Origin of the sequence: Pseudomonas sp. Z1-14, from assembly GCF_051132005.1 — a bacterium.
GTDB lineage: Bacteria > Pseudomonadota > Gammaproteobacteria > Pseudomonadales > Pseudomonadaceae > Aquipseudomonas.
Genome location: NZ_CP071646.1, coordinates 91,704 through 112,096, shown reverse-complemented (window position 1 = coordinate 112,096; position 20,393 = coordinate 91,704). Strand labels below are relative to the sequence as shown.

Genomic DNA, 20,393 nt, shown 5'->3' with positions numbered 1-20,393 from the left:
TTGGTTTTGGATAGGGCGTGAGAATTGGGGCCGCCACAGTTCTTCTGTGGGAGCGAGCTTGCTCGCGAAAGCGGTGCGTCAGTTGATAGAGATGTGGCTGGTCAGCCGTCATCGCGAGCAAGCTCGCTCCCACAGTAGTTCTGGGTGAGCTTGCTCGCGATGGGGACGGGGGAAGCCTCAGCGGAACCGATCAACCTCTTTGCGCAGGTCCTGCGCCAGTTTTTCCAGTTCCTTGGCGGTGATTGCCAGGTTCGAGACTACTTCGCGTTGTTCGCTGTTGGCCATCGCGATACTTTGCAGGTTGCTGCTGAGCAAGGTCGCGGTGCTGCTCTGCTCCTGGGTGGCCGTGGTGATCGCTGCAAACTGCTGGCCGGCCGAGCGGCTTTGCTCGTCGATGCGCGCCAGGGCCGAGGCGACGTTGGCGTTGCGCGACAAGCCTTCCTGCATGAGCAGGTTGCCCTTCTCCATCGTACTGATGGCATTGCCGGTTTCCTGCTGGATGCTGTTGATCATGCCAGAGATTTCGTCAGTGGCCTGGCGGGTACGCGACGCCAGGCTACGGACCTCGTCGGCCACCACGGCAAAACCACGGCCCTGTTCACCCGCGCGCGCGGCTTCGATGGCAGCGTTCAAGGCCAGCAGGTTGGTTTGCTCGGCAATCGAGGTGATCACGCCGACGATGCCGCCAATTTCCTGGGAGCGCTGACCCAAGGTGTTGATGACCGTGGCCGTGCTGTTCAACGCGCCAGCGATCTGTTCCAGCGATGACGAAGCTTCGTCCATCGAGGTCCGGCCGATGCGGGTCTGCTGGGCGTTGTCCTGCGCCAGACGCTCGGTATTGCCCATGTTGTCGGCGATGTTCAACGAGGTGGCGCTGAACTCTTCCACTGCGCCCGCCATGCTGGTGATTTCGCCGGACTGCTGCTCCATCCCTTCATACGCACCGCTGGACAGTCCGGACAACGCCTGGGCACGACTGTTGACCTCCTGCGAGGCCTTGCGGATATGCTCGACCATGGTCGACAAGGCTTGGCTCATCTGGTTGAAGGCTCGGGCCAGTTGACCAATTTCATCGTGGCTGGACACGTTCAGACGCACGCTCAGGTCACCGGCGCCCAGCGCTTCGGCCTGACGTACCAGATCGCCCAGGGGCGCCAGTTTGCTACGCAACAGCCACACCGCCGCGCCGACCGCCAGCAACATTGCCAGCAGGCTGCCAATGGCCAATTGCGTACCGACGTTCCAGGTTACTGCGTTGATTTCGGTTTTCGGCATGCTCGCCACGACCGCCCACGGCCCGCCCTCGAACGGCGCGGCGACGCTGTAGAATTCTTCTGCGGTGTCTTCCCAGAACGCACCCTTGCCCGGCTTCTTGATCAAACCGGTGATAGCCGCGGTGGCTTTGTCCAGCGCCTGCACACCCGCTGGCGGTACCAACCATTTGTTCTGTTCGTCCAACAGCGCCAGGGAACCGGTCTGGCCGATGCGGAAGCGCTTGAGGTTGTCGAATTGCGCATTCTGCGCATCGGTGTAATCGAATCCTACGTACAACACGGCAATGATCTTGCCGCTGCCGTCGCGAACGGGCGTGTATTGCGACATGTAGAAACGACCGAAGAGCAAGGCCCGGCCGATGTAGCTCTGCCCGCTGATTACCGGGCCGTACGCCGGGCCGGCGCGGTCGAGTACGGTGCCGATGGCCCGCGTACCGTCCTGCTTGCTCACCGAAGTACTGACGCGGATGAAGTCGTCGCCGCTACGCACGAATATAGTCGCCACGCCGGCGGTCATCGCCTTGAACTCGTCCACTTCCTTGAAGTTGTTGTTCAACACTTCGCTGCCCAGGCTCAAGCCTGGCGTCTGCACGCCCGCCACCGTCACCGGCTGGTCCGGATGCACGCTCAGACCCGCGCTGAAGCGCTTTTCGAACAGCCCCGCCAACCGCTGAGTGCTCTCGCGCAAGGTGCTGTGGAAGGTATTGAGCTGGTCGGCCATCAGGCGCGCTTCGCTGGCCAGGTGCTCTTCACGAGTGGAAAGGTTGGCGGCGTCCAGTGAACGCAAGGCGAAGACGGTACTGCCGGAAATCACGACCGCCAGTATCACGGCAAGGGCAAGGCCTAGCTGTGAGGCGATCCGGGCGCGGGGTTGAGACATGACGGCTCCTGGCCGAGAGACTGGATCATCCTGATCACGTCGCACGCTCGGCATTCAATTTTTGAGATGTGGGCCCTTTCTGTACGAAGGTTCTATGTTCACGGATTCGGCAGCAAAACCGAATACTTGAGCGCCCTGGAAGGAATAATACCAAGTAGCCACTACCGCACCTTCAACCTTTCAGGCCAGTCGCTTCACCTCGGGTAGCTGCATGGCGCTGACCTCGCCTTGGAGAAAATCGCTGAGCCTGCGCAAACGTTCACCTCCAGGCCGGGTCTTCGGCCAGACGAGGTAATAGTGCTCGCCGCTGGCAACAGCCGTAGGCCACGGCAGACTCAAGCGTCCCTGGGCAACGTCCTCGGCGACCATCAACAGATCGCCCATGGACACACCATAGCCCCGCGCGGCAGCGATCATGCCCAGTTCCAGCGTATCGAATACCTGGCCGCCCTTGAGCGAGACCTTGTCCGCCAGTCCCATTCGCTGCAACCAGTTGCGCCAGTCCCGGCGATCCGGCGTGGGGTGCAGCAGCTCCGCGCTGGCCAGCCGCGCCACGTCCCAGGGTTGGTCGTTGAGCAGAGTCGGTGCGCCGACTGGAATCAGCTCCTCGGGGAACAGCAGACTGGCCTCCCAGTCCGCCGGAAAGTGCCCGTTGCCCAGCAGAACCGCGCAGTCGAACGGCTCGGTGTTGAAGTCCACCGAGTCGACGTCCATCCAGGCGCTGGTCAATTGCACTTCGTTGCCGGGTTGCAGATGCCGAAAGCGGCTCAGGCGCGCCAGCAACCAACGCATGGTCAGGGTCGACGGAGCCTTCATGCGCAAAATTCCGTCCTCGCCGTGCAAGGTATGGCAAGCACGCTCCAGCGCCATGAAACCCTCCCGCACGCCCGGCAGCAGCAGGCGTGCCGCCTCGGTCAGTTGCAGGTTGCGGCCGCTGCGCTGAAACAGCCGACAGGCGAAGTGTTCCTCAAGCGTCCGAATGTGCCGGCTGACCGCGCTCTGGGTAATCGACAGTTCTTCAGCGGCCCGGGTAAACGAGCTGTATCGCGCCGCCGCTTCGAATGCCCGCAACGCATAAAGAGGAGGGAGGCGACGAGACATCGGAAAGACTCCTGTGGCTTTTCCGAACCCTATCAGAAGATTCGCCCAGCATGAGTTTTAATCATGCCAGCAATCGGATTTATCCTTTTGTGCAAACCACCGCAAGCGCCGAGAATCGACGTCTTACTGCCTTGTTTGAACATGGAGCGTGATGATCATGCGGCATCCGGTGCGTATCGAACTCTGGGCCATCCTGCGGCTGGCGGGGCCGTTGATTGCTTCGCAGTTGGCGCACATGCTGATGGTGCTGACCGACACCCTGATGATGGCGCGCCTGAGCCCTGAAGCCTTGGCCGGTGGCGGTCTGGGGGCGGCGAGTTACTCGTTTGTGTCGATTTTCTGCATCGGCGTGATCGCTGCCGTCGGTACGCTGGTTGCGATCCGCCAGGGCGCTGGCGATATTGAAGGCGCCACCCGGCTGACCCAGGCCGGGTTATGGCTGGCCTGGTTGATGGCGCTGGTGGCCGGGTTGCTGTTGTGGAACCTCAAGCCGGTGCTGCTGTTGTTCGGCCAGACTGAAACCAACGTCCTCGCCGCCGGCCAGTTCCTGCTGGTGCTGCCGTTCGCCCTGCCCGGCTACCTGAGTTTCATGGCCCTGCGTGGATTTACCAGCGCGATCGGCCGGGCCACTCCGGTCATGGTGATCAGCCTCGGCGGCACGGTGGCCAACTTCCTGCTCAACTACGCGCTCATCACCGGCATGTTCGGCTTGCCGAAACTCGGCCTGATGGGGATCGGCCTGGTGACGGCGATTGTTGCCAACTGCATGGCCCTGGTGCTCGCCTGGCACATCCACCGGCACCCGGCCTACCGCGCCTATCCACTGCTTGAAGGCCTGTCGCGGCCCAATCGCCAATACCTCAAGGAACTGTGGCGCCTGGGCCTGCCGATTGGTGGTACCTACGCCGTGGAAGTCGGGCTGTTCGCATTCGCCGCGCTGTGCATGGGCACCATGGGCAGCACGCCGTTGGCTGCGCACCAGATCGCTCTGCAAATCGTCTCGGTGGCATTCATGGTTCCGGCGGGCATGTCGTACGCGATCACCATGCGCATCGGCCAGCATTACGGCGCCGGGCAATTACTCATGGCGCGCCTGGCCGGACGGGTCGGGATCAGCTTTGGCGCAGCGGCGATGCTGGCCTTCGCCATGGTGTTCTGGCTGCTGCCCAATCAACTGATCGGTTTGTTCCTGGATCACAATGACCCGGCGTTCCGCCCGGTGATCGACCTGGCTGTGAGCCTGCTGGCCGTGGCGGCGTGGTTCGAGCTGTTCGACGGTACGCAAACCATTGCCATGGGCTGTATCCGTGGCCTGAAGGACGCCAAGACCACCTTCCTGGTAGGCCTGGGTTGCTACTGGCTGATTGGCGCGCCCGCTGCGTGGTGGATGGCCTTTCATTTGAACTGGGGGCCGACTGGTGTCTGGTGGGGCCTGGCCCTGGGGCTGGCGTGCGCGGCGGTGAGCCTGACGTGGGCATTCGAGTGGAAGATGAAGCGGATGATTCGTCGTGAGCCGGGGCAGCAAAGCTTCGAGGCCATCCAGGCCAAGTGAAATCCATCCCTTTGTGGGAGCGGGCTTGCTCGCGAAAGCAGTGTGTCAGTCGAAGAATGTATGGCTAATACACCGCATTCGCGAGCAAGCCCGCTCCCATAAAAGCCCGCCTCCTATAGGAACCTTGTGTCAGCTCACGATTTCCTGCGTCGCCTGGCCACCCTCAAACGTCAGGTATTCAACCAACTCCACCAACGGCAGCGGCTTGCTGATCAGGAAGCCCTGCACCTGATCGCAACCGAAACCCCGCAGCAGATCCATCTGTTCACGGGTCTCGACGCCTTCGGCCACGACTTCAAGATTGAGGTTATGGGCCAGGTTGATCATCGCGTGCACCAGCTTGCGGTTCTCTTCACGCTGCTCCATGCCGCCAACGAAACTCTTGTCGATCTTGAGCAGGGCGATGGGCAGGCTGTTGAGGTGCACGAACGAGGAAAATCCGGTGCCGAAATCGTCCAGGGAGAACCGCACACCCAGGCGGCCCAAGGCATCCATGGTCTGCTTGACCATTTCGCTGCGACGCATGACGGCGGTTTCGGTGAGTTCGAACTCCAGCCACTGGGCCTCGACACCCCGTTCGCTGATCAACCGACTCAAGGTCGGCAGCAGCTGACTGTCCTGGAATTGCCGGAACGACAGGTTGATCGCCATATGCAGCGGCGCGAGCCCGCGCTCGCGCAAGGCCTGCATGTCCCGTAGCGCCCGGGAAATTACCCAGTAGCCCAACGGTACGATCAGGCCGCTCTGCTCGGCCAGTGGCACGAATTCGCTCGGCGGCAACAGCCCGCGCTCGCCGTGACGCCAGCGCACCAGGGCTTCGAGGCCGACGATGGTGCCATCGGCAAGGTTCAGCCGCGGCTGGTAATGCAATTCCAGTTCGTCGCGACGCAGCGCCCGGCGCAGTTCGCTTTCCAGGTCGGCGAGACTGCGGGCGTTGCGATTGATGCGCTCATTGAAGATATGAAAAGTGCAGCCTTGCGTGCTCTTGGCCTGCTGCATGGCGATATGCGCGTGCCACATCAGCGGGTCGGCACCGGCCTGGGCGCGAGCATGGGCGATCCCCAGGCTGCAGCCGATCAGCAGGCTTTCGCCATCGACCCAGTAGGGTTCGGCCATGGCTTCGGTGATGCGCTCGGCCATCCACTCGGCCCGCTGGGGCGCGCGGCGGGTATCGATCAGCAGGGCGAATTCGTCGCTGCCCAGCCGCGCCAGTTGATCACCGACTTCCAGCGCGCCCTTGAGCCGCGAGACCACCTGCAGGATCAGACGGTCGCCGGCCTGATGACCGAGCGCGTCGTTGGCGTGACGAAAGTTATCCAGATCCAGATGGCCGAGCGCCAGGCCACGGCCTTCGTTTTCAGCCAGGCGTGCCGCCAGCAGGGTCTGGAAGCCTTGGCGGTTGGCGATGCCGGTCAACGGGTCCTGCTCGGCGAGCCGTTGCAGAGTGTTTTCCAACACCCCGCGCTCGCGCACATGACGAAGGCAACGACGCAGCGTCGCCTCATCGAGTACGTCACGCACCAGCCAGTCGCTGACGCCGTCCGGGGGAGTCGCCGGCTCGTGCTCAAGCAACAGCACCGTTGGCAGGCGGCAACGACCGGGCGCTGGTTGCAAAGCAGCGACAGTCAACAGGACCGCATTGCGGTTGTCTTCGAACAGGCTGCTGACCGACTCCCAGCTCGGGGCGCTGATCAACACGACCGAGGGGCCCATGGGCGCCAGGCACTCGCGCAATATCGCTGACCACTCAGGCGTTTCGGCCAATAAGAGCAAACGCAAGGGTTCGACAGGCGTAGACAAGCTGACTCCCTAGACTCTGCAAGGTGGTAGGCGCGGGGCATTATGACTCGCCGACGGGCAATCACCAATGCCAATGGTTCTCAAACACTCGGTTTTGACGGTTTTTCACCTTAAAAACGAACGTTAGACCCAAATCCCGTCCGCATCCTGAGGGAAAGTAACAAAAGCGGCAATTGAAGATGATGTGCAGCGTCACAAGTCGGACAGAGCAGCACAAATCTCAGAGCCTGTTAAAATGCCGGCCCATTTCGCAAACGACTCCCTGAACCCTGTCATGTCCCGACTCAATCCCCGGCAGCAAGAAGCCGTGAACTATGTCGGCGGCCCTCTTTTGGTGCTCGCCGGTGCAGGCTCCGGCAAGACCAGCGTGATCACCCGCAAGATCGCGCACCTGATCCAGAATTGCGGCATCCGCGCCCAGTACATCGTCGCGATGACTTTCACCAACAAGGCCGCGCGGGAAATGAAGGAACGGGTCGGCGGTCTGTTGCGCGCCGGCGAAGGCCGTGGCCTGACGGTCTGTACGTTCCACAACCTGGGCCTGAACATCATTCGCAAGGAACACGCGCGACTGGGCTACAAGCCGGGCTTCTCGATTTTCGACGAGACCGACGTCAAGGCCTTGATGACCGACATCATGCAGAAGGAATACTCGGGCGACGACGGCGTCGACGAGATCAAGAACATGATCGGCGCCTGGAAAAACGACCTGATCCTGCCGCCCGAAGCCCTGGAGAACGCCCGCAACCCCAAGGAACAGACCGCCGCCGTCGTCTACGCCCACTACCAGCGCACCCTCAAGGCCTTCAACGCGGTGGACTTCGACGACCTGATCCTGCTGCCGGTCAAGCTGTTCCAGGACCACGCCGACATCCTTGAGAAATGGCAGAACAAAGTCCGTTACCTGTTGGTGGACGAATACCAGGACACCAACGCCAGCCAGTATCTGCTGGTGAAACTGCTGATCGGCAAACGCAACCAGTTCACCGTGGTCGGCGACGATGACCAGTCGATCTACGCCTGGCGCGGCGCGCGGCCGGAAAACCTGATGTTGCTCAAGGAAGACTACCCATCGCTCAAGGTGGTGATGCTGGAGCAGAACTATCGCTCCACCAGCCGCATCCTGCGCTGCGCCAACGTGCTGATCTCCAACAACCCCCACGAATTCGAAAAGCAGCTGTGGAGCGAAATGGGTCACGGCGACGAGATCCGTGTGATCCGTTGCCGCAACGAAGACGCCGAAGCCGAGCGCGTGGCCATGGAAATCCTCAGCCTGCACCTGCGCACCGACCGGCCCTACAGCGATTTTGCGATCCTCTATCGCGGCAACTACCAGGCCAAGCTGATCGAGCTGAAGTTGCAGCATCACCAGATCCCCTATCGTCTGTCGGGGGGCAACAGCTTCTTCGGACGCCAGGAAGTGAAGGACCTGATGGCCTACTTCCGCCTGATCGTGAACCCGGACGACGATAACGCCTTCTTGCGGGTGATCAACGTGCCACGCCGGGAAATCGGTTCGACCACCCTGGAAAAACTCGGCAACTACGCCACCGAGCGCAAGATCTCGATGTACGCCGCCACCGATGAAATCGGCTTGGGCGAGCACCTGGACAGCCGCTTCACCGATCGCCTGGCGCGCTTCAAACGCTTCATGGACAAGGTCCGCGAGCAGTGTGCCGGCGAAGACCCGATCGCGGCGCTACGCAGCATGGTCATGGACATCGACTATGAAAACTGGCTGCGCACCAACAGTTCCAGCGACAAGGCCGCCGACTACCGCATGGGCAATGTCTGGTTCCTGATCGAAGCGCTGAAAAACACCTTGGAAAAGGACGAAGACGGCGACATGACCGTCGAGGACGCCATCGGCAAGCTCGTTTTGCGGGATATGCTCGAGCGGCAGCAGGAAGAGGAAGAAGGCGCCGAAGGCGTGCAGATGATGACGCTGCACGCCTCCAAGGGCCTGGAATTTCCCTACGTGTTCATCATGGGCATGGAAGAGGAAATCCTCCCGCACCGCTCCAGCATCGAAGCCGACACCATTGAAGAAGAACGGCGCCTGGCCTACGTCGGGATTACCCGGGCGCGCCAGACGCTGGCCTTCACCTTCGCCGCCAAGCGCAAGCAGTACGGCGAAGTGATCGACTGCGCCCCGAGCCGTTTTCTCGATGAACTGCCGCCGGACGACTTGGCCTGGGAGGGCAATGACGACACGCCGACGGAAGTCAAAGCCGTTCGCGGCAACAGCGCCCTGGCGGATATACGCGCGATGTTGAAGCGCTAGAATCGATTATTTTTCACTGACTTCAGGCGCCGACGCGTCATCAGAGGAGGCTTCATGGAAGCCCTGCACCAGAAAATTCGTGAACAAGGCATCGTGCTTTCCGATCAGGTCCTGAAGGTTGATGCGTTCCTCAACCACCAGATCGACCCGCAGTTGATGAAGCTGATCGGCGACGAATTCGCCGCGCTGTTCAAGGATTCGGGCATCACCAAGATCGTCACCATCGAGGCCTCGGGCATCGCCCCGGCGATCATGACCGGGCTGAACCTTGGCGTGCCGGTGATCTTCGCGCGCAAACAGCAGTCGCTGACCCTGACGGAGAACTTGTTGTCCGCCACCGTGTATTCGTTCACCAAGAAGACCGAAAGCACCGTCGCCATCAGCCCGCGCCACCTGACCAGCAGCGACCGCGTGTTGATCATCGATGACTTCCTGGCCAACGGCAAAGCCTCCCAGGCGCTGATTTCCATCATCAAGCAGGCCGGCGCTACCGTCGCCGGGCTGGGCATCGTGATCGAGAAATCCTTCCAGGGTGGCCGCGCTGAGCTGGATGCCCAGGGCTACCGCGTCGAGTCGTTGGCGCGGGTGAAGTCGCTGGCGGGCGGGGTTGTGACCTTCATCGACTGATCTCCCATACCCCCTGTGGGAGCGAGCTTGCTCGCGATATCGGTCTGTCAGACACATTTTATTTAGCAGATACACCGCCATCGCGAGCAAGCTCGCTCCCACAGGGGGTCAGGTTGCTGTTTGTTGCACAGTCGCCTTCAGCCCCGCCAGCAACAACCGCTGGGCCAACTCTTCCTTCAGCCCCTCCGGGCTCGTCAGCTGCATCCGGTCCAGATGCCCGGCAAACTCCCAGGGCTCCGGTGCATCCAGCGCGGCCTTCCCCAACTCCAGGATCTCGGTGAGCTTGAACTTGCTCTTGAGCCAGTTCAGCGCTCGCAGCAGATCCCGCTCCAGCCCATCGAAATCGCAGCCCAACGGATACTCCGGGAACAGATTGGGATGCCGCGCCTGAATCGCCTGCAAACGCTCCGACGTGTTGTCGGCGAAACGTGGGTCGAGACGGAAGTCCTTCGGCAATTTGCCGGCGCTCTGGGCCTGCTCGATCAGCCCCGGCTGGAAGCGTGAATCGCTGATGTTGAGCAATGCCTCGATCACCGCCGCGTCGGTCTTGCCGCGCAGGTCGGCAATGCCGTACTCGGTCACGACGATGTCCCGCAGGTGCCGGGGAATCGTGCAATGCCCGTATTCCCAGACGATATTGGAGCTGACCACGCCGCCTGACTCGCGCCAACTGCGCAGCAGCAGGATCGAGCGCGCCCCTTCCAGCGCATGCCCCTGGGCAACAAAGTTGTATTGCCCACCCACACCGCTGAGCACCCGCCCGTCTTCCAACTGGTCAGCCACCCCGGCGCCGAGCAACGTCATGGTGAACACCGTGTTGATGAACCGCGCATCAAGCCGCTGCAGGCGCTTGAGTTGTTCCTGGCCGTACAGCTCGTTGATGTAGCTGATGCGCGTCATGTTGAATTCGAAGCGCCGGCTCTGCGGCAATTCGCGCAGGCGCTCGTAGAAGCTGCCCGGGCCGAGGAAGAACCCGCCATGGATGCAAATGCCGTCGGGTTGCGCCGCCTCGTCGAGCGTTCCGGCGTTCGCCTGCTCCTGGGTCGGCTCATCGGGATAGACCTTGCGCCGGATAATCCCGGCCTCCGCAAGCACCAGCAAACCGTTGACGAACATTTCGCTGCAACCGTACAGCCCTTTGGCAAACGGCTCGGTCCCGCCTTCACGCTCGATCAACTGCGCCCACTGGCTGAGATTCAGGTCCGCCAGCAACGCCTGGTAACCGGCGTTATCGGCCTGGCGCGCCAACAGCGCCGCCGTCAACGCATCGCCCATGGAGCCGATGCCGATCTGCAATGTACCGCCGTCACGCACCAGGGTACTGGCATGCAGGCCGATCAAGTGGTCCTGGAACCCCACCGGCATGTTCGGCGTGGAGAACAGCGTGTGGCTGTCCTTCTCGTCGATCAGCAGGTCGAACGCGTCAATGCCGATTTCCGCATCACCGGGCATGTAGGGCAATTCGCTGTGGACCTGCCCGACCATGAGGATGGTCTCCCCCGCCTCGCGTCGCCTGGCAATCATCGGCAACAGGTCCAGGGTGATGTCCGGGTTGCAGCTCAGGCTCAGGCGATCCGGATGTTCCGGGTCGCTCGCCACCAATTGCGCAATCAGGTTCAGGCCGGCCGCGTTGATGTCCCGCGCCGCGTGGCTGTAGTTGCTGCTGACGTAGTCCTGCTGCGCCGCTGCACTGTGCAGCAGGCTGCCGGGCTGCATGAAGAACTGCTGCACGCGGATGTTTGCCGGCAGGCTGTCGCGCTGCAGATCGGCAAGGTAATCGAGTTCGGGATAATCGCCGAAGACCCGTTCGACGAAGGGCTCGAGGAAACGCTTCTGCAAACCGTCGCCCAGGCTCGGTCGACCCAGGCTCAACGCCGTGTAGATAGTCAGCTGCCGCTCGGGCAGTTGGGCGATGCGCCGGTACAGCGCGTTGGCGAACAGGTTGGGCTTGCCAAGCCCCAATGGCATGCCCAGGTGGATATGCGCGGGCAAGCGCTCGAGCACGTCATCCACTGCCTGTTCGATTGAACACAACTGCACCATCCGATCCTCCGGGACATTCCTTGAATGTGGGTTGGACCGAGCTTGCCGGGTCTTGGTTGCGATGAACAGCCCTGGAAAAAAACTCCAGGCGCAAAAAAGCCGCTCGAAAGCGGCTTTTTCGTGAAAGATGCTGGCGAATTACAGGCCGGACATCTCTTTGATGGCGCCCTTGAGCTCATCATCGGAGCAGTCGGCGCAAGTGCCTTTGGGCGGCATGGCGTTTACGCCAGTAATAGCCTTGGCCAGGATGCCGTCGAGGCCGCCCTGGTGATCGGCACGCTCTTTCCAGGCCGCCTTGTCACCGATTTTCGGAGCGCCCAGCAAGCCGGTGCCGTGGCAGGCGTTGCAATGCTTGGCAATGACGTCTTTGGGTGCCTTGGCACCGCCTGCGCCGCCGGCTGCAGTGGCCACTTCCATGCCTTTGCATTCCTTGCCCTGAACGCAAACCTGGCCAACGGGTTCAAGGCGCTTGGCGATTTCGTCGTTCGGCGCCGCTTGAGCGCTCGCAGCCCATAGGGCCAATACGGTTGCTGGTGCAGCCAGCATTTTCATAATTAGGTTCACGCGTACACCCTCAATGGTGGCTAGTCACGCCTGCGGCCACGGTTTGCAGGCGGGCGCAAGTATAGCGGTAAGCCTGTCACTCTGAAACAACCCCAAAGTCACAAGGGTCTTGTTTGTCATGACAGCCCAACATGCGGGCGCCTGTGGCGTGCGGGCCTGGCGCCTCTTGGTCTAGAAATTCGCCGGAGTGGCTGCGCTGATCAGTCGCGCCGGCACGTCGAACGGATTGCGGAAACGATGTGGCTTGGTACTTTCAAAATAGTAGCTGTCGCCGGCCTCGAGCACGAAGGTTTCTGCGCCCACCACCAGTTCCAGTCGCCCTTCCACCAGGATCCCGGTTTCCTCGCCCTCGTGGGTGAGCATTTCGTCACCGGTGTCGGCGCCAGGCGGATAGATTTCGTTCAGGAAGGCGATCGCCCGACTCGGATGCGCCCGGCCCACCAGTTTCATGGTCACGGCGCCGTCGGAGATGTCGATCAGTTCGTTGGCTTTATAGACGATCTGGGTCGGTTTCTCCTGGAGGATCTCCTCGGAAAAAAACTCGACCATGGACATGGGAATCCCGCCAAGGACCTTGCGCAGCGAGCTGATCGAGGGGCTCACGCTATTTTTCTCGATCATCGAAATAGTGCTGTTGGTGACGCCCGCGCGCTTGGCGAGTTCACGCTGGGAAAGGCCTTTGAGTTTACGAATGGATTGCAGTCGTTCACCGACGTCCAATGCTGGAGCCTCCAGGGAATCAGGTTGTGTGGAAAGTGAGCGTTATCATGGCGACAGCGTTCAGTATTTACAACACTTTGACCCGAATCCTGTGCGGTGAAGCGACTTCCGGTAGGCGGCGCCTGGTCTCACGTCCCGGAATAGAGCCGCGGGACACGTCGCAGGTTGCAGAAGATCTGGTAAGGAATCATGTCGGCGGCCTGCGCCACATCGCTGGCGAGAATGTTCTTGCCCCAGAGTTCGACGGTCGAGCCGAGGCCGGCCTGGGGAATATGGCTCAGGTCGACACACAGCATGTCCATCGAGACCCGCCCGACCAGCTGGCTGCGCTGACCATCCACCAGCACTGGCGTACCGTTGGGCGCCTGGCGCGGGTAACCGTCGGCATAGCCCATGGCGACCACGCCGACCCGGGTCGGCTGGGCGGTAACGAAACGAGCGCCGTAGCCCACCGGTTCGCCGGCGGGAAGCTCGCGCACGCTGATGATCTTCGACTCCAACGTCATCACCGGTTGCAGGCGCGAAGCCACGGCATTGGCCTCGTCGAACGGTGTCGCGCCGTACAACATGATGCCCGGCCGCACCCAATCGCTCGGTATCTGCGGCCAACCCAGCACCGCCGGCGAGTTGCGCAAACTGACCTCGGCCATCAGGCCTTGGCGGGCCTGATCGAACACCGCCAATTGTTGCAGACTGCTGGGGTCGTGCAATTCGTCGGCGCGGGCGAAGTGGCTCATCAAGACGATTTTTGCCACCTTGCCACTGGCCAGCAGGCGACGGTAAGCCGACTGGTAGTCGGCCGGATGCAAACCGACCCGATGCATGCCCGAGTCGAGCTTGAGCCAGACCGTGATCGGCTTGCCCAGCGTCGCGCGCTCTATCGCTTCGAGCTGCCACAACGCATGCACGACACACCAGAAGTCGTGCTCGACGATCAATGCCAGCTCATCGGCCTCGAAGAACCCTTCCAGCAACAGGATCGGCCCACGTATACCACCGGCCCGCAGTTCCAGGGCCTCTTCAATGCAGGCCACGGCGAACCCATCCGCCGTCTCCTGCAAAGCCTCGGCGCAGCGCACCGCGCCATGCCCGTAGGCGTCGGCCTTGATTACTGCAAGGGCCTTGGCCCCAGTAACTTCACGGGCCAGTTGATAGTTGTGACGCAGGGCTTGGAGATCGATCAGGGCACGGGCAGGACGCATGGCGGCAGGCTTCTAGGCGGTCATGGGTAAAAAAACCGGCGCAGGCTGACGGCATCAGCCATCAACGGCGCCGGGAGAGGGAGCTTTTTGACAGTTGTCAGGGCAGCGCGGCCACCACGGACAGCTCGACCAGGATCTGCGGTTCGCACAACTTGGCCTCGACAGTCGCGCGGGCCGGGGCGACACCCTTGGGCAGCCATTTGTCCCACACCGCATTCATGCCTTGAAAATGGGCGTCGATGTCCTTCAGGTAGATCGTCACCGACAGCAGGCGGCTCTTGTCGGTCCCGGCCAGGTCCAGCAGACGCTCGATATTGGCCAAGGTCTCGCGGGTCTGCTGCTCGATGCCGGCGCTCATGTCGTCGCCGACCTGCCCGGCCAGGTAAACGGTGCCGTTGTGCACAACGACCTGACTCATGCGGTCATTGGTGAGCTGGCGCTGGATTGCCATGTTTAGCGGACTCCTGAGGTTTGCTGCCATAACGGGAAATATCGAGGCCTTCGGCGCTGATCTGCGGCTTTTTCTTCGCCATCAGGTCCGCCAGAAGGCGACCGGAACCACAGGCCATGGTCCACCCGAGGGTGCCGTGGCCGGTATTGAGGAACAGATTCTTGAACGGCGTGGCGCCAACGATCGGCGTGCCGTCCGGGGTGGTCGGGCGCAGGCCGGTCCAGAAACTGGCCTGGGCCAGGTCGCCGCCCTGAGGATAAAGGTCGTTGACGATCATCTCCAGGGTTTCACGCCGACGCGGGTTGAGCGAGAGGTCAAAACCGGCGATTTCCGCCATGCCGCCGACGCGAATCCGGTTGTCGAACCGGGTGATCGCGACCTTGTAGGTTTCGTCGAGGATGGTCGAGGTCGGCGCCATCGCCGCATTGGTGATCGGCACGGTCAGGGAATAGCCCTTGAGTGGATACACCGGCGCGCGGATACCCAGCGGCTTGAGCAATTGCGCCGAATAGCTGCCCAGGGCCAGGACATAACGGTCGGCGGTTTCCAGCTTGCCGTCGATCCAGACACCATTGATGCGATCCCCGGCAAAATCCAGGCGCTCGATGTTCTGGTCGAAGCGAAATTGCACGCCGAGCTTCACGGCCATTTCCGCGAGGCGCGTGGTAAACATCTGGCAATCGCCGGTCTGGTCATTAGGCAGGCGCAAGGCACCGGCCAGAATGTCGGTGACATTGGCCAGGGCCGGTTCGACCCGGGCGATGCCTTCGCGATCGAGCACTTCAAACGGCACGCCCGACTCCTTGAGCACGGCGATGTCCTTGGCCGCACCATCGAGCTGGGCCTGGGTGCGGAACAATTGGGTAGTCCCCAGGCTGCGACCTTCGTAGGCGATGCCGGTTTCGGCGCGCAATTCGTCGAGGCAGTCACGGCTGTACTCGGACAGGCGGACCATGCGCTCCTTGTTGATCGCATAGCGGCTGGCGGTGCAGTTGCGCAGCATCTGCGCCATCCACAGGTACTGGTCGATGTCGGCGGTGGCCTTGATTGCCAGCGGCGCGTGACGCTGCAGCAGCCACTTGATGGCCTTGAGTGGCACACCCGGCGCAGCCCACGGCGAGGCGTAGCCCGGCGATACCTGGCCAGCGTTGGCGAAGCTGGTTTCCATGGCTGGCGCCGGCTGACGGTCGACCACCACCACTTCAAACCCGGCACGTGCCAGATAGTAAGCACTGACGGTACCGATGACGCCGCTACCCAAGACCAAGACGCGCATGTTGAAACCCTCATCGCGGATAACCGCTGACGTTTGTTATACAAAGCTTAGATGCGCGCAGTGTAAAAAAGATCAGCCAGTGCTTTTCACTATATAAATGCCTATATTTGGCGAGAATTCTCGGCAAAAACCCTTTTCACGGAGGCGCATCACCTGTGCGTACCAATACCCAGACCAAACGCGAGCTGGACAAGATCGACCGCAACATCCTGCGCATCCTCCAGGCCGACGGGCGAATTTCTTTCACCGAGCTGGGGGAAAAGGTCGGGCTTTCCACCACGCCTTGCACCGAGCGGGTGCGACGGCTGGAGCGCGAGGGGATCATCATGGGCTACAACGCCCGGCTCAATCCGCAGCACTTGAAGGGCAGCCTGCTGGTGTTCGTCGAAATCAGCCTCGACTATAAATCCGGCGACACGTTCGAAGAGTTCCGACGTGCCGTGCTGAAGTTGCCTCACGTACTGGAATGCCACCTGGTGTCGGGGGATTTCGACTATCTGGTGAAGGCGCGAATTTCCGAGATGGCCTCGTACCGCAAGCTGCTGGGCGACATCCTGCTCAAGCTGCCCCACGTTCGTGAGTCCAAGAGCTACATCGTGATGGAGGAAGTGAAGGAGAGCCTGAACCTGCCGATTCCGGATTGAGCCCGGCTCCAGAACGCTTTCGCGAGCAGGCTCGCTCCCACGCAGGTAGGTGGCGAGCTTGTGGGAGCGAGCCTGTTCGCGAAAGCCGCGACTCGGTATCCCAGACCGCTAGACCAACACTTGCCGAGTGCTGGCCATGTATTCATGAATCTGCTTCTCGACCCGCGGATGAATCAGCTCAACCGGCCGCCGCCCATTAGGGCATGGCAAGGTCGCGGTGGTGCCGAATAACCGGCAGATCAGCGGCCTTTCATCGTAGACCGTGCAACCGTTCGGCCCCAGGTGCACGCAATCGAGCGCCTCCAGGGCCGCGTCCTGTTCGGCGCGGCTCTTGCGTGGCAAACGAGCCATTTCTTCGGGCGAGGTGGTCACCGGACCACAGCAGTCATGACAGCCCGGTACGCACTCGAACGTAGGAATCTGCTGACGTAGCGTGCGGATTTTTTGACTGTTGCAGCTCATCGAGGCCATTACCGAATCGGGACAGCTGAGGATTCTGCCTTAAAAGCCCCATGCCAGACAGCGTCCGCCGACCAGTGTTGCCGACTGGGGAAAGCCCGGCTTATGCTCCGTAAAATTTCTCAAACACAACAATCAGGATTACGCACATGAACGCCCGTGTTCAGCAACCTGTCCCGAGCCACGCGCACGCCGCCTCCTACTACGCCGCCAGCAGCCTGCCGCAGCCGGACCATCCGGTGCTGCAAGGCGAGTTGGTGGCGGATGTCTGCGTGGTGGGCGGCGGGTTCTCCGGGCTGAACACAGCCATCGAGCTGGCCGAGCGCGGCCTGAGTGTGGTGCTGCTTGAGGCTCATAAGATCGGTTGGGGCGCCAGCGGGCGGAACGGCGGCCAACTGATTCGCGGCGTGGGCCATGGTCTCGATCAGTTTGCGCCAATCGTGGGCACCGACGGCGTGCGTCAGATGAAATTGATGGGGCTCGAAGCGGTGGAAATCGTCCGCCAGCGGGTCGATCGTTTTCAGATTCCTTGCGACCTCACCTGGGGCTACTGCGACCTCGCCAACAAACCCGCCGATCTTCAGGGTTTCGCCGAGGATGCCGAAGAACTCCGCAGCCTGGGCTATCGCTACGAGACGCGACTGCTGCAAGCCGATGAAATGCACAGCGTGGTGGGCTCGGATCGCTATGTTGGTGGCCTGGTCGACATGGGCTCGGGCCACCTGCATCCGCTCAACCTGGCATTGGGAGAGGCGGCCGCAGCGCAGCAACTGGGGGTCCGGCTGTTCGAACGATCGGCGGTGATACGCATCGACTACGGGCCACAGGTAAAAGTACACACCCAACAAGGCTCGGTCCGCGCCACGACACTGGTGCTGGGCTGCAATGCCTACCTCAACGGCCTGAACCAGGAGCTGAGCGGCAAAGTGCTGCCCGCTGGCAGCTATATCATTGCCACCGAACCGCTGAGCGAAGCGCAGGCAAACGCGCTGTTGCCACAGAACATGGCGGTCTGTGACCAGCGGGTGGCGCTGGATTACTACCGGCTTTCGGCGGATCGACGTTTGTTGTTTGGCGGGGCTTGTCACTATTCCGGCCGAGACCCGCAAGACATCGGCGCGTACATGCGGCCGAAAATGCTCAAGGTCTTCCCGCAACTGGCAGACGTGAAGATCGATTATCAATGGGGCGGGATGATCGGCATCGGCGCCAACCGCCTGCCGCAGATCGGCCGACTCAAGGATCAGCCCAACGTGTACTACGCCCAGGCCTATTCCGGTCATGGGGTGAATGCCACGCACCTGGCCGGCAAGTTGTTGGCCGAGGCTATCAGCGGCCAGCAGGGCGGTGGGTTCGACCTGTTTGCCAAGGTACCGCACATGACATTCCCGGGCGGCAAGCATTTGCGCTCGCCGCTGTTGGCGCTGGGTATGCTGTGGCACCGGTTGAAGGAGCTGGTTTAGTTGAAGAGCGGCCTCGATTGAAGAGCCTGTTTAACCGTGGCGAGGGAGCTTGCTCCCGCTGGGTTGCGTAGCGGCCCTGAGATCCTGCGGTCGCTACGCAACCGAGCGGGAGCAAGCTCCCTCGCCACAGGTTTATGTGATATCGCTTCAAAGCCGCCAGAACGGCTTCAACCCTTCCGCCCGGGCCTGCTCCCGGCTCAGGCCGATATCGCGCAACTGTTCGGTTGTCAGCTCCAACAAGGCCTTGCGTGTATGCAGACGATGCCAGAACAGGCCCCAGCGGCTCAAGCCGGACGGGGCATTGCGCAGCATGGCATCACGCAGCCCCTTTTCCTGCCCCGCCGCCAGTTCCTGACTGTGTAACGTCAGCCGTACATCGCTCAAGCCGTTCATTTTGATCGCTCCTGTTTACTTGGGTAGCCAGAGCTTTCATGATGCGCGGGCGGCCAGATTCAATACAGATTCAACCAATACCTTTTATAGCCATACAGAATGAGCGTTTTGCGCACTGAATTGTAGTTTTGCGGCTCATCTGTATCGGTTGGCGTTTTCATCTCATCGGGGATGCACCATGACTCTTTACGTGAACCTCGCCGAATTGCTCGGCACCCGCATCGAACAGGGCTTCTACCGTCCCGGCGACCGGCTGCCGTCGGTGCGTGCCTTGAGCACCGAACACGGGGTCAGCCTGAGTACTGTGCAGCAGGCCTATCGCGTCCTGGAAGACAGCGGACTGGCGATGCCGAAACCCAAGTCCGGCTATTTCGTCCCGGTCAGCCGCGAGCTGCCGGACCTGCCAGCGGTTGGACGCCCGGCCCAGCGCCCGGTGGACATCTCCCAATGGGACCAGGTGCTGGAGCTGATACGCGCGGTGCCGCGCAAGGATGTCGTACAGTTGGGCCGCGGCATGCCGGATATCCATTCACCGACCATGAAACCGTTGCTGCGCAGCCTGGCGCAGATCAGCCGACGCCAAGACATGCCCGGCCTGTACTACGACAATATCTACGGCAACCTCGAACTGCGTGAGCAGATCGCCCGGCTGTCCCTGGACTCGGGCTGCCAGCTCGGCGCCAGCGACCTGATCGTCACCACCGGTTGCCACGAGGCGTTATCGGTCAGCATCCGCGCCACCTGCGAGCAGGGCGACATCGTTGCGGTGGACTCCCCCAGCTTCCACGGTGCCATGCAGACGCTGAAGGGCCTGGGCATGAAGGCTTTGGAAATACCCACCGATCCACTCACCGGCATCAGCCTGGAAGCGCTGGAACTGGCACTGGAGCAATGGCCGATCAAGGCCATACAGTTGACCCCCAGCTGCAACAACCCGCTGGGCTACATCATGCCGGAGGCCAACAAGCGCGCTTTGCTGACCCTGGCGCAGCGCTTCGATGTGGCGATTATCGAAGACGATGTGTATGGGGAACTGGCCTACACCTATCCGCGTCCCCGCACCATCAAGTCCTTCGACGACGACGGTCGCGTCCTGCTCTGCAGTTCTTTTTCCAAGACCCTTGCCCCTGGCCTTCGGGTCGGCTGGGTAGCGCCGGGGCGCTATCTGGAACGAGTGCTGCACATGAAATACATCAGCACCGGCTCGACCGCGCCGCAACCCCAGATAGCCATCGCGGAGTTTCTCAAAGGCGGACATTTCGAGCCGCATTTGCGGCGGATGCGCAGCCAATACCAGCGCAATCGTGACGTGATGATTGATTGGGTCAGCCGTTATTTCCCGGTAGGTACCCGCGCCAGCCGTCCCCGCGGCAGCTTCATGCTGTGGGTCGAATTACCCGAGGGCTTCGACACATTGAAGCTCAACCGGATGCTGCACGACCAAGGCGTGCAGATCGCCGTTGGCAGTATCTTTTCGGCCTCGGGCAAATATCGCAATTGCCTGCGCATGAACTACGCTGCCAAGCCAACGGCACAGATCGAGGATGCAGTGCGCAAGGTTGGTGCCGTGGCTATAGCGTTGTTGAACGAAACCCAGCGAGACACCGTCTGACCGTGTAGGCAGGGAAGCAGCACCCAACAGCCGACCCACGCTAACAAT

At 61.5% G+C, this 20,393-nt stretch carries 17 protein-coding genes; 6 read left to right on the top strand and 11 right to left on the bottom strand.

Going from position 1 to position 20,393, the window contains the following annotated elements; all coding sequences use genetic code 11:
• Positions 1 to 177: 177 nt before the first annotated feature.
• Together J3P89_RS00500 and J3P89_RS00495 are read right to left on the bottom strand one after the other, a co-directional pair.
• Positions 178 to 2,154, bottom strand: coding sequence for a methyl-accepting chemotaxis protein (locus J3P89_RS00500; RefSeq protein ID WP_434696438.1), 1,977 nt, complete (start codon positions 2,152 to 2,154; stop codon positions 178 to 180).
• A 180-nt stretch (positions 2,155 to 2,334) separates the two neighbouring features.
• Entirely contained in the window at positions 2,335 to 3,255 is a 921-nt protein-coding gene (locus tag J3P89_RS00495) for a LysR substrate-binding domain-containing protein (RefSeq protein ID WP_434654744.1), read from the bottom strand.
• Between the two features lie 157 nt (positions 3,256 to 3,412).
• On the opposite strand from J3P89_RS00495, the gene J3P89_RS00490 reads away from it, so the two are divergent.
• Positions 3,413 to 4,807: a NorM family multidrug efflux MATE transporter gene (locus tag J3P89_RS00490; protein WP_434698074.1), complete on the top strand. Its 1,395-nt coding sequence runs from the start codon at positions 3,413 to 3,415 to the stop codon at positions 4,805 to 4,807.
• A 129-nt stretch (positions 4,808 to 4,936) separates the two neighbouring features.
• Here the strand turns inward: J3P89_RS00490 and J3P89_RS00485 are convergent, their stop codons facing one another.
• Complete coding sequence (locus J3P89_RS00485; protein WP_434654738.1) at positions 4,937 to 6,607, bottom strand: putative bifunctional diguanylate cyclase/phosphodiesterase; 1,671 nt, start codon at positions 6,605 to 6,607, stop codon at positions 4,937 to 4,939.
• A 274-nt stretch (positions 6,608 to 6,881) separates the two neighbouring features.
• On the opposite strand from J3P89_RS00485, the gene rep reads away from it, so the two are divergent.
• Entirely contained in the window at positions 6,882 to 8,891 is a 2,010-nt protein-coding gene (gene rep / locus J3P89_RS00480; RefSeq protein ID WP_434696437.1) for a DNA helicase Rep, read from the top strand.
• 54 nt (positions 8,892 to 8,945) lie between these two features.
• On the top strand, positions 8,946 to 9,518 hold the full coding sequence (locus tag J3P89_RS00475) for a xanthine phosphoribosyltransferase (RefSeq protein WP_003206836.1): 573 nt from the start codon (positions 8,946 to 8,948) through the stop codon (positions 9,516 to 9,518).
• Positions 9,519 to 9,626: 108 nt separating this feature from the next.
• Here the strand turns inward: J3P89_RS00475 and J3P89_RS00470 are convergent, their stop codons facing one another.
• The 6 genes from J3P89_RS00470 to dadA form a co-directional block, all read right to left on the bottom strand.
• Positions 9,627 to 11,561, bottom strand: coding sequence for an acetyl-CoA hydrolase/transferase C-terminal domain-containing protein (locus J3P89_RS00470; protein ID WP_434696436.1), 1,935 nt, complete (start codon positions 11,559 to 11,561; stop codon positions 9,627 to 9,629).
• Positions 11,562 to 11,699: 138 nt separating this feature from the next.
• On the bottom strand, positions 11,700 to 12,113 hold the full coding sequence (locus tag J3P89_RS00465; protein ID WP_434574329.1) for a c-type cytochrome: 414 nt from the start codon (positions 12,111 to 12,113) through the stop codon (positions 11,700 to 11,702).
• Positions 12,114 to 12,296: 183 nt separating this feature from the next.
• Complete coding sequence (locus tag J3P89_RS00460) at positions 12,297 to 12,845, bottom strand: cupin domain-containing protein (RefSeq protein WP_030138196.1); 549 nt, start codon at positions 12,843 to 12,845, stop codon at positions 12,297 to 12,299.
• 128 nt (positions 12,846 to 12,973) lie between these two features.
• Positions 12,974 to 14,047, bottom strand: coding sequence for an alanine racemase (gene alr, locus J3P89_RS00455; RefSeq protein ID WP_434696435.1), 1,074 nt, complete (start codon positions 14,045 to 14,047; stop codon positions 12,974 to 12,976).
• A gap of 97 nt (positions 14,048 to 14,144) precedes the next feature.
• Complete coding sequence (locus J3P89_RS00450) at positions 14,145 to 14,498, bottom strand: RidA family protein (RefSeq protein WP_434602243.1); 354 nt, start codon at positions 14,496 to 14,498, stop codon at positions 14,145 to 14,147.
• Positions 14,470 to 15,774, bottom strand: a complete 1,305-nt coding sequence (gene dadA, locus J3P89_RS00445) for a D-amino acid dehydrogenase (RefSeq protein ID WP_434696434.1) — start codon at positions 15,772 to 15,774, stop codon at positions 14,470 to 14,472. The genes J3P89_RS00450 and dadA overlap by 29 nt, the downstream gene beginning before the upstream one ends.
• Positions 15,775 to 15,929: 155 nt before the next feature.
• Between dadA and J3P89_RS00440 the strand changes: the two genes are divergently transcribed.
• Positions 15,930 to 16,418 carry an Lrp/AsnC ligand binding domain-containing protein gene (locus J3P89_RS00440; RefSeq protein ID WP_003206849.1) on the top strand — a complete coding sequence of 163 codons (489 nt, stop codon included), beginning with the start codon at positions 15,930 to 15,932 and terminating at the stop codon, positions 16,416 to 16,418.
• Between the two features lie 108 nt (positions 16,419 to 16,526).
• On the opposite strand, the gene J3P89_RS00435 is transcribed toward J3P89_RS00440, so the two are convergent.
• Positions 16,527 to 16,880 (bottom strand): YkgJ family cysteine cluster protein, encoded by a 354-nt coding sequence (locus tag J3P89_RS00435; RefSeq protein WP_198796221.1) that lies wholly within the window; start codon positions 16,878 to 16,880, stop codon positions 16,527 to 16,529.
• A 146-nt stretch (positions 16,881 to 17,026) separates the two neighbouring features.
• On the opposite strand from J3P89_RS00435, the gene J3P89_RS00430 reads away from it, so the two are divergent.
• On the top strand, positions 17,027 to 18,340 hold the full coding sequence (locus J3P89_RS00430; RefSeq protein ID WP_434696432.1) for an NAD(P)/FAD-dependent oxidoreductase: 1,314 nt from the start codon (positions 17,027 to 17,029) through the stop codon (positions 18,338 to 18,340).
• 147 nt (positions 18,341 to 18,487) lie between these two features.
• Here J3P89_RS00430 and J3P89_RS00425 read toward each other — a convergent pair whose 3' ends face one another.
• On the bottom strand, positions 18,488 to 18,733 hold the full coding sequence (locus J3P89_RS00425) for a DUF1127 domain-containing protein (RefSeq protein ID WP_305497928.1): 246 nt from the start codon (positions 18,731 to 18,733) through the stop codon (positions 18,488 to 18,490).
• Between the two features lie 178 nt (positions 18,734 to 18,911).
• On the opposite strand from J3P89_RS00425, the gene J3P89_RS00420 reads away from it, so the two are divergent.
• On the top strand, positions 18,912 to 20,345 hold the full coding sequence (locus J3P89_RS00420) for a PLP-dependent aminotransferase family protein (protein ID WP_434627115.1): 1,434 nt from the start codon (positions 18,912 to 18,914) through the stop codon (positions 20,343 to 20,345).
• Positions 20,346 to 20,393: the final 48 nt, after the last annotated feature.